The organism is Pantoea sp. CTOTU49201 (genome assembly GCF_032054795.1).
GTDB classification, from domain to species: Bacteria; Pseudomonadota; Gammaproteobacteria; order Enterobacterales; family Enterobacteriaceae; genus Pantoea; species Pantoea symbiotica.
Genome location: NZ_DAMBSA010000152.1, coordinates 1 through 9,792 on the forward strand (window position 1 = coordinate 1; position 9,792 = coordinate 9,792).

The following is a 9,792-nucleotide window of genomic DNA, read 5'->3' on the forward strand; positions in this document are numbered from 1 at the left end:
TCCTTCAACGCCGCCGTAACGTGCCCAATCGCGCGCACCACTTCACTGGAACTGCCGCGAATATCCGCCATCATGCCGCCGGCTTCCTTCGCCAGCACCACGCCTTGATCGGCACGTTTCAGGTTGGATGCGATACCTTTCAGTGCTTTCTCCGCCAGCGTATGGTTTTGCTGCACCATGTTCTCAATCTCGGTGGTGGCGCGGTTGATGTTGGCCGCCAGCGTGCGTACTTCATTGGCGACCACGGCAAAACTGCGACCATGCTGACCGGCGCGCGCCGCTTCCACCGCCGCGTTAAGCGCCAGCAGGTTGGTTTGATCGGCAATCCGTCGAATGCTCTCGACAATCGCGCCGATGCGGTCTGAAGATTCGCTCAGATCGTTGATATCGCCGGAAATGCCATGCAGCTCGCCGGCCAAATCATTCATGGTTTGCACGCTGTTCTCAATCACCGTGGCCCCGATGCGCGTGCTTTCGCTGGTTTGCAGCGCAGTTTGATACGCCTGCTGCGCGGCTTCGCGCTCTTGCTGATTCTTCTCCACCTGCGCGGTGACATCGGTGGCGAACTTCACCACTTTGTATAGCTCGCCGGTTTCGTTAAACACCGGGTTGTAAGTGGCGCGCAGCCATACCGTTTGGCCGCGTTTATTCACGCGCTGGAACTGGCCGGAGATAAATTCGCCCTGATTCAGCTTGTGCCAGAAACGGCGATACTCGTCGCTGTTGCGCATCTCTGGCGGGCAGAACTGGCTGTGATGCACTCCGATCACTTCTGACGCGCTGTATCCCATGGTTTTCAGGAAGTTGTCGTTGGTCATCAACACTTCGCCCTTGAGATTGAAGGCAATCACCGCCATCGAACGCTCGATCGCGGTGGTCATGGCGCGCTGCTCTTGGGCGTCCATGATGCGTGCGGTGATATCGCTCGCCAGCTTGACGATTTTAATCACCCGACCACTGCGATCCTGCACCGGCACGTAATTGGCTTCCAGCCAAATTGGGCGGCTGTGTTTTGCCACGCGCAGGAATTTATCGCTGAAGCCTTCGCCACGATTCAGGCGTCGCCAGAAGTCGCGGTATTGCGGCGAGTTGAGCAAATCTGCGGTACAGAACATGCTGTGATGCTGGCCGACGATTTCTTTGAGCGTATAACCCATGCGCTCGAGAAACAGCTCATTAGCGGTGAGGATTTTTCCTTCTGGAGTGAATTCAACCATAGCGATAGCGTCTTGCAGCGAACTGAGCGTTGCGATGCTATTACTGCGCTTTTGCCACGCAAGACGTGACAAGATTCCTGATGCAATTGTGCTGAACATGGGGCGAACCTTATTATTGGTATAGGATGTCAGCACGGTTATCGGCACAAGCGATTAAAAATTCACCTATAACAGCGATAGGCGAATAATTTTTTACCTGTTGGTCTGGAGGTTGCTTTAAAAGGCATCAGTCAGCTGATTTTTGCCGAAAAGCGTTTGACGGTGCCGCGTGAGTAGGGTTTAATGCGCCCCGTTGCCCGGATAGCTCAGTCGGTAGAGCAGGGGATTGAAAATCCCCGTGTCCGTGGTTCGATTCCGCGTCCGGGCACCATACATCGAAGCGCTGGTTAGAAGTAACACTTCTGACGGGTGCTTATAGAGGGTGGTGTTCACAGCAACAGTTAAACATCAATGCCTTCCAGAAAGGGTACTAGTTAACGCTAGTACCCTTTTTTCGTTGTTGTAAAAAATCACAACCATCATCTTAATCTATCAACCGCTTATCCAATCCATGCCGCCGCAGGATTCAGGTGCTTCAACGGTAAAGAGATCGGCCAGCTAACCAGGCAAGAATCAACCCGGAACCCAGACGCATGACCTGACGGTCTTTAAAGAGAGACAAGCGAACTAACTTTGATTTCATGGAACATTCCTCTTTGACGGGTGAAGGCACTTCGAAAATGTCTGCGTTAACTGGCGAACATCCAGATGCAGACGATCAGTAAAGCCACAGAACGGATAGCAAATCGGGCAAGTGCGGCATCCCTGACTTTGGTATTTGCCCATCCATGCCAGACATCTACAGCCGCCCATGCAACCCATAGAAACAGCACGTACTGTAGTAGCTTAACGGACACCAGATTCAGAACGCTAATAACGATGTTGCTGGAAGCCGTGTTAAACGCGTTGACCTGCGCGGCAGTCATCGCCATAGCGGCGGCCTCGCGTGTAATCGCCGCTGACCTTGCCGTAATCCAGCGGCTGCGCACGTGAAGGCTGCTTGTAGCGGTCGATGCCAGTACGCATGGTGTTTAGGTCTTCATTGGCTTTCTTGTAGTCGAACAGGTAACGGCGGCGGTTATTGGGATCTGATTGCGCGGCAGCAGTGCGGGCGCGGTCGAGGGATAACTGGACTTGATCGAGAAGGCGCTGGGTGGCGGCGAGTTCGTCGAGTTCAGGAGCACTCGAAAGAATCGAAAAAAATTAACGTTGATAACGCAATACTTAGCGAAACTTGAAATTGAAAGACATATATTATCCTCGCAATAGATTTGCTGAGGATAGTTAGCTTTGTGTAATTAATTATCGATGAAGAAATATATACGATTGAATGTCATTTATGGAGGAGTGATAATGCGTGCGGTATATGAGAAGATTTTGGATTGGAAAAAACAACTCTCTTTCGCAGTTGTATTAGGCTTAATTGTCTCTTTGATTATATGGTGGAATCCGCGTTCAGCTAGCGATGAGAGAACCGATGATATTGTTGGTCGATGGTCATTCAACTACGCAAGAACACAGTCTGGATTAACTGAAGTGATCAAAGGAAAAACAACTTACTATTCGACAGGAAAGTATAATGTCATAGGTGATATCACCTATCAATGGCTGCAGGATGGTCATCAAAATTCCTTAACATATAGGACGGATGGTGCAGGAAGCTGGAAGATATACGATAAAAATCTGATTATTTCTCTTGAAGATATGAAGTCAAACCCAATCAAAATGAACGTTTCCGGTAAAGAGTATTCTGACTCGGAAATGGCTATATTAAGAAGCCTTGATTTCCCCTCGCCAGAAAAGACTATGGCAAAAGGAAAATCTCAATCGTATGTTATAAATGAGCAGAGTGAAAAACAGATTATTTTAGAAGTGGATAATCCCTATGGGGATAATTTTGAAATTATAATGATTAAGGATGAATAGATTTCATTTTTAGACTTCTTATATCCTAATTGAATACCGCTCCGTTTTCGCAGCCTGCCTGCTGACTATTGCACATAAAGTCAGCAGGCAGGCTCTTATCCAGCTCAAACGAGCTGATCATTCGAGATGCTCAGTACATTAGCAGAAAGAGCCTACTTTCAGCATTATGCTGTTGGTCGTTCATTCCATGCATCTGTGTACTGGATATTGCCATCCACAATGCGCCACGTTATTTTTTCGTACTGCAAACTGACGCTTTCCGTATGGTTTAGTTTGTCATTTCCCGCTAGTTTCACGTTGGCCACGCCACAGTTAACGCCGGTGACTTTCACGTTTTCCATCAGCACCGTGTAATAGCACACTTCCTGACCTGCATCGCTGATGTTGTAGAAGCGAAGTTCAGCGCTTTTTAACGTCTGACCGGTGGCCGCAGCCTTGTACAGATAAGGCGTTGAGCTATCAACTTCCTTCTCAATCATCATTGATGAATGCTGGCGTGTACCGGTAATTTTACCGTTAGAACCGTCCACCGGTAGGTTAATGCCGTGGCTCATGCCGATAATTTCAATACTGCCTTCACGATCGTGGACATCTACAGATCCTCGAATATCTGCTCCACCATCATCTTTAAGCCACATATACGGAGGGATTGGCATTTCACTTGCTCCTTATTTTTTGGATTAACTTCATAGTTATTAAGTAAACAGCCGTGGTGATGGACACCACGATGACAACATCAATGTAGAAATAGGCGTCGTAGAGGGTTTCTATATTGGATTCGCCGCTGATAAACACGGCAACCTTTCGAGCGAAATCCTGTGAGATATACGTTTCAGCGCCACCGAGCGATCTGCCAACAACAAGCGTTATTAGTATGAAGAAAACGCATTTTGCGGTCCTACGGGCAAGTGTCTGAGCCATTGGCAACAACCTCAATTAATCCTCGGGCCATTAACGAAGGTTTACTTGGCACGGATACCATTGAAGTGTTCATAAACGCCTGGCGGATACGTGCATAGTCAGAGTTGTGGGGAATGGTGATGCAGCCTTCTGATATAGTTCCCGGATGAAGCCTAAATAATTCGCGGCGCACGCCCTCAAACCATGTTTCATCGTCTATGGCTGAGTCCTCCCGGTAGAGTGCAAACCATTCACTTCGGCCAAAGGCCACACCGTTCACGTACTTGTTCCAGGCGTCCTGTAATTCAGCCTTTCGTTTGCCAAAGAAACCACCCGCGCCGCGATCAATAACCCAGTATTTTCCCGGTGGCAATGGACCGTCACCCGGAACTGCGCCGCAGCCACCTCGATTTCGATAAGCGCCATTCCCAGAAAACGCCATGAAAACGCCGACGCCATAGATGTTTAACGGTGCGTAATCCGCACCGTTCAGAATAAGTGTTCCATTCAGTGCCATCGTTCCCTCATTAACCATGTAATAACTGTGGGTGATAGTAACAGTGAATGGGATGTAGTACCAATAAATATTAGATTTTCTTATGGGTTCATCTAACGTTTTGATCTAATGATCTTTGAATGAGGCAGTGAGTGTTGCTTGATTCAATATATAACTAATATTTATGGTTGTTGTGTCTTTATAGGTCAAAAAAAATAATGATGAAAAATTAATTTCTATTACATAGGCCGGTCTAAAATAAGATGAATATTTTTTAATAAATATGCAGTGCTGCAATGCAATAAGAAACGATCACTCGTGAGGTGTGACATCTGGAGTAAAACATGGCTCTTTTCTTTTCTCGTATAACAATTATTCAAATTAGCGTAATTCTTTTAACGAGTTATACCAGTTTTGCTGCAGATGATACCCCTCTAAAAAGTCGCGCTAATGCCGTCCTTTCTCTTATGAGCTACACGGTGGTACCGGATGTCACCGCAAGTGACCTCAATATCGGTGCTGACACCAAAGAAAAAAACTCGCTTTCAATAACTCAGTTTGGCGGTGGTGCAACGCTTAGTGAAGAATTTCCTCTCTATCTCGAAGGTACACTCGGTTACAGCCGTTATGATCCTCAATTTGTTGTTTCTAATGGCAATGAAAGCCGCAAAATTCCGGTTAAATGGAATAGCTTAACTGCGACTGGCGGTATTGGCTGGGATATAAAACTTCATACGGATAAGCTTGGCGGCAATTGGGTCCTGCGACCCATCGCAAATTTCACCTTAGGTACAATGGCCAGTGATCTGCGTATTGGCGCTTTTGTTCTGCAAAAAAAATTTAAAGATGCAGACTACAAATTTCTGGATGGTGGCCGCCTCAATGCTTATGGCTTGGGAGGATCGCTAATGCTGGATTATGAATTATTTAGCAAAGAGCAGGATATTGATGTTGAGTTGCGATACTCCTATCAAGAGCTTAATAGTTTCGGTAATAGTTCTGAGGCGGTAAGCGGGAGTGCTACAGCGCAAAACCTCGGGCTCTATTTACGTCGTCGCGCTCCAATTTCAGATTGGACGTTGCTGGGAAGTCCTTTGCGCTATGTGCTTGAGGCTGCACGTACTGAATATTTGGGTGAGCAGCGTGGCCAATTAGGATTCGATAGTTTAAATTCATTGGGTGTTGGGCTCGAGCTTGATAGTAGTAAATATCCGGTTTTTATTAGTCGTACACGAATAGTGGCACGTTATATGTTCGGAAATAATACCCAGGGATATGGCGTGGGGCTGGCCATGAGTTTTTAATGAAAATATTTCCACTGACTATTACCGCAATATTACTTTCCTATCTTAGTAACTTCCGTTAATCAATCAGCATATCCAAAAAAGCACGCACCGCCGGATTACTGCGCCGGCTCTGAGGCCATATCGCGGTGATATTGTGTCGCTCCACGGCGAAATTGGCCAAAACGGGCACCAATTCGTTGCGCTTAACCCAGGCATCCGCCATAAAATTCGTCGCCATGCCGATGCCTGCACCCGCAGCAATTGCCGCCAGCACGCCTTCGCTGGCATCAACGATCACAGCAGATGTCGGCACGATTTCAACTTCCTTCTCACCGATACGAAATGGCCAGCGAAATACTTGTCCTGAACTTTGATAGCGCAGGTTAACCGTTTCATGTTTATCCAGCTCATCGGGATGCTGCGGGACGCCATGCGTGGCTAAATACGCTGGCGAGGCATAACAGCCGAGTCGGTAAGGTGAGAGTCGGCGGGCGATCAGCGATGAATCGGCAAGCTCGCCAATGCGCACTGCAATATCAATTCTCTCTTCCACAAGATCCGATATTTGATCACTTATGCGCAAATCGATCATGACTTTTGGATGGCGTTGGCGAAAGCTGGCTATAGCAGGTGCGATGATGTGCACGCCAATTGGCAGCGATGTCGCAATGCGCAGTGTGCCCGCCGGTTCGGAGCGTGCTGACTTCGCCACCTGTTCAATCTCTTCAGCATCCCGCAGCAACTTAAGCACGCGTTCATGCAGGTCGCGGCCTTCTGGCGTGAAGGAGAGCGAACGTGTGGTGCGGGTGAAAAGTGTAATGCCGAGATGCGTCTCCAGACGCTGGATGCTTTTGCTAATCGCGGAGGGTGAAACCGACAGCGAACGGGCGGCAGCACTGTAACTGCCGAGAGATCCAGCACGGGCGAAGGCGATTAAGCCAGTGAGTCTTTCAAAACCTATTTGTTCCTTCATGGCACTATTAAAGCGAAGTAGAGTCTTATTATCAATCAGGCGTAATAGTCGTACGCTTTCTCAATCAGACCAATGAGAGAGCGAAATGATCATGACCAATACGATGAAAGCCGTGCGATTGCATGAGTTTGGCGGCCCGGACGTTCTGCATTATGAAGATGCCCCCCGGCCGATTGCCGAAGCCGGTGAGGTGCTGGTGCGCGTGCATGCCGCAAGCCTTAATCCGCCGGATCTCCATCTGCGTGACGGCTATCGTTCGATGCCGCCGGAATGGCAACCCAGCTCCGTCTTTCCCATGATTTTGGGAACCGACATCTCAGGTGTTGTTACCGCAGTAGGCGATGAGGTTTCGGGCTTCAGCATCGGCGATGAGGTCTATGCGATGGTGCGTTTTCCACAGGATATAATGACCGGCAGCGGCGCTTATGCAGAATACGTGCGCGTGCCTGCCAATGAGCTGGCATTGAAACCGGCGGGGATAACGCATGTTGAGGCCGCTGCTGCGCCAATGTCATTGCTAACCGTGTGGCAGTTTCTGATCGAACTCGGCCACGATGCTCCGAACCCGCTGCAGTCTTTCCAGCATGTTCCAATCCCGCTTAAAGGCCGGAAGGTGATGGTAAATGGTGCAGGCGGTGGGGTTGGGCATTTGGCGGTGCAGATTGCAAAGTGGCAAGGTGCGCACGTCATCGCGGTGGCTTCCGGCAAGCATCAATCACTGCTGTGCGAACTGGGTGCCGATGAGTTTATCGATTACAACAAGACCGCCGCTGAGTCTGTTGCACAAGATGTGGATCTGGTGATTGATGCCGTTGGCGGTGCGAATATGGAGCGTTTTCTCCGCGTCATCAAGCCAGGTGGTGCGCTGTTCCTGATGAATCCTATCGGCTTCTCGGGATACGAAGAGGCCGTCAAAAGCGAGATTACCGTTTCATTCACTCAAGTGCGTTCCAGTGGCTGTCAGCTGGTGGAAGCTGGTCGCCTGCTAGAGCAAGGCATCATTCGTATCATCGTTGATAGCACCTATCCGCTAGCGCAAGCATCAGCCGCGCACGAGCGGGCATCTCGCGGCAGTATTCAGGGAAAAATCGTGCTGATTAATGCCTGACTTAAGGCAATTGGCGCCTTACAGCGCCAGCTGAATCACCTGCACCTCACCTTCCTGCTGCGCTGGTCTTGCGCAGCAGATCAGCACTTCATCATCCGCCACTTGCGCGCTCGGAGGCGTTGGGTAAGTCACCGCGCCTTGCAGCAGTTTGGTTTTACAACTGCCGCAATGTCCGGCGCGACAGCTATACGCCGGACTCAGGCCTCGCGCTTCCGCCAGTTCCAGCAGCGAACCGGCATCCGGCGTCCAGCGCGCCTCTTTCAGTGAATCCATAAACTTCACCGGCACCGATTGCGTTGCCACCGGCAATAGCGGTTTTTCTTCGGCCACCACATCGCGCGAACGCAGCAGCGACGACGGCCCAAAAGCCTCGGCGTGGATGCGATCATCGGCGATATTGAAGGCGCGCAGCCCGTCGTACAGCGCTTGCGTAAACTGCGGTGGACCGCACAGATAGAAGTCGTAATCGTTAAACGGCAGCATCTGCGAGAGCAGCGCCATATCAATGCGGCCTGCGAAGTCGTAATCAATATCCGGCTCTGCATCCGCCGTCTGGCTCAGCACGCGCACCAGTTTCACCGCGCCATGCGCCACCGCCAGCAACTGGTCGAGTTCGCGCACGAAAGGGCGCTCAGCCTTGCTACGTGCCGACTGAAACAGGAACGTTGGGCGCAAGCGCTGTTTGCGCTCTCCTTCGAATATCAGATGTCGCAGCATCGCCAGCATCGGCGTGATGCCCACGCCACCCGCCAGCAGCACCGCCGGACGTGGTTCGCTGGCATCGATGGTAAAATCACCCGCCGGCGCACGCGCTTCCAACGTATCCCCAACGTGGAGATGATCGTGCAGGTAGCGCGAAACTGCGCCATCACGCTTGACGCTGATGCGGTAAAACCCATCCGACGGCGCGACCGAAAGCGTATAAGCGCGCATCAGCGGTTTATCGCTTCCAGGCAGCTGGACGCGAATCGGCAGATGCTGACCGGCCAGATGCGGCAATAAACCCGCACCATCATCCGGCAGTAAATGAAACGAGCGGATCGTGGCGCTCTCATCCACTATCTTCATCACCTTGAACGGACGCCAGCGCGCTGCCAGCTCCGCCGCACGCAGGCGCTGGTCGGCGGCTTGCCAGTCGCCGGTCATCAGCGAACTGGGTGCAGCGCCATCCGGCGGCGTGAACCAGCGCAAGGCGAGGGCGGCACGACGGCGCACGATGTGACGCGGGCGAAACGTCCACAGCCGTTCGGCACTCTGAAAGGCGGCGATCTCTGGCGAGTCGAGAATTACTTCGGCATCGCCGCTCAGTTGCAGCGTGTCGCCGCTGGCGTAATCGACAAACAGCAATCCCGCTTTGCCATTCTGGTGAATGTTGCCGAGCGTGTTGAAGAACAGGTTGCCGTTAAAGTCGGGAATGGTCAGCAGGCCATCTTCGCCGACGCGCACGAAGCCCGGTTTGCCGCCACGATGCGAGGCATCAACCTGACGTTCGGCATAGGTGGCGACGTAGAAGGTATCCGCAGCGGTGATGGTGGCGCGGGCGGCATCATCCAGCGCGCTCAGGGTTTCCACCTCACCGCGATAAGGCTCGGCGGGATCGCGGGCATAGTGAAAATCACGCAGCTGGATGTAGCGCGGGCAGTTGCCAAAACTCTGCTGCACCTGCACGCGAAAACCGCCGCCAATTGCTTGCAGCACGCCGTTCATGCGATTGCGACGCCGCGTGTGCAGCTCGATGCCGAGCAGCCCAACCGGCGCGCCATCCTGCATGCCCGCCGCCGCCGGATCGCCTTGATGCGGACGCGCCTCAATATCCAGCGTGCTGGCATTCGGCGAGAAGATAAAAC

Annotated in this window: 10 protein-coding genes and 1 tRNA gene; 4 read left to right on the forward strand and 7 right to left on the reverse strand. The window is 51.4% G+C overall.

Features of this window, described 5'->3' with window-relative positions:
* Nucleotides 1-1,316: PAS domain-containing methyl-accepting chemotaxis protein (locus RTY00_RS12275; protein ID WP_312664640.1), on the reverse strand; the 1,316-nt coding region annotated here is incomplete at its 3' end.
* A 195-nt stretch (nt 1,317-1,511) separates the two neighbouring features.
* Between RTY00_RS12275 and RTY00_RS12280 the strand changes: the two genes are divergently transcribed.
* A tRNA-Phe gene (locus RTY00_RS12280) sits at nt 1,512-1,587 on the forward strand.
* 358 nt (nt 1,588-1,945) lie between these two features.
* On the opposite strand, the gene RTY00_RS12285 is transcribed toward RTY00_RS12280, so the two are convergent.
* Nucleotides 1,946-2,188: a TIGR03758 family integrating conjugative element protein gene (locus RTY00_RS12285; protein WP_312664641.1), complete on the reverse strand. Its 243-nt coding sequence runs from the start codon at nt 2,186-2,188 to the stop codon at nt 1,946-1,948.
* Nucleotides 2,154-2,450 carry an RAQPRD family integrative conjugative element protein gene (locus tag RTY00_RS12290; protein WP_312664648.1) on the reverse strand — a complete coding sequence of 99 codons (297 nt, stop codon included), beginning with the start codon at nt 2,448-2,450 and terminating at the stop codon, nt 2,154-2,156. Before RTY00_RS12290 ends, RTY00_RS12285 begins: the two co-directional genes overlap by 35 nt.
* Nucleotides 2,451-2,609: 159 nt before the next feature.
* Between RTY00_RS12290 and RTY00_RS12295 the strand changes: the two genes are divergently transcribed.
* Nucleotides 2,610-3,182, forward strand: coding sequence for a hypothetical protein (locus tag RTY00_RS12295; RefSeq protein ID WP_312664642.1), 573 nt, complete (start codon nt 2,610-2,612; stop codon nt 3,180-3,182).
* Between the two features lie 164 nt (nt 3,183-3,346).
* On the opposite strand, the gene RTY00_RS12300 is transcribed toward RTY00_RS12295, so the two are convergent.
* Both RTY00_RS12300 and RTY00_RS12305 read right to left on the reverse strand, forming a co-directional pair.
* Nucleotides 3,347-3,838 carry a type VI secretion system tube protein TssD gene (locus tag RTY00_RS12300; protein WP_312664643.1) on the reverse strand — a complete coding sequence of 164 codons (492 nt, stop codon included), beginning with the start codon at nt 3,836-3,838 and terminating at the stop codon, nt 3,347-3,349.
* Between the two features lie 242 nt (nt 3,839-4,080).
* Nucleotides 4,081-4,599, reverse strand: a complete 519-nt coding sequence (locus tag RTY00_RS12305) for a DUF2778 domain-containing protein (protein ID WP_312664644.1) — start codon at nt 4,597-4,599, stop codon at nt 4,081-4,083.
* Between the two features lie 323 nt (nt 4,600-4,922).
* Between RTY00_RS12305 and RTY00_RS12310 the strand changes: the two genes are divergently transcribed.
* Nucleotides 4,923-5,882, forward strand: coding sequence for a hypothetical protein (locus tag RTY00_RS12310; protein ID WP_312664645.1), 960 nt, complete (start codon nt 4,923-4,925; stop codon nt 5,880-5,882).
* Between the two features lie 58 nt (nt 5,883-5,940).
* Here RTY00_RS12310 and RTY00_RS12315 read toward each other — a convergent pair whose 3' ends face one another.
* The gene (locus RTY00_RS12315; protein ID WP_312664646.1) at nt 5,941-6,837 is read right to left on the reverse strand and encodes a LysR family transcriptional regulator; all 897 of its coding nucleotides are present in this window, start codon (nt 6,835-6,837) and stop codon (nt 5,941-5,943) included.
* A gap of 91 nt (nt 6,838-6,928) precedes the next feature.
* Here RTY00_RS12315 and RTY00_RS12320 point away from each other — a divergent pair, with 91 nt between their 5' ends.
* A complete protein-coding gene (locus RTY00_RS12320) occupies nt 6,929-7,945 on the forward strand; it encodes an NADP-dependent oxidoreductase (protein ID WP_312664649.1) in 1,017 nt (338 codons plus the stop codon).
* Nucleotides 7,946-7,963: 18 nt separating this feature from the next.
* Here the strand turns inward: RTY00_RS12320 and RTY00_RS12325 are convergent.
* The coding region (locus tag RTY00_RS12325; protein WP_312664647.1) for a pyridoxamine 5'-phosphate oxidase family protein at nt 7,964-9,792 on the reverse strand (1,829 nt) is incomplete at its 5' end.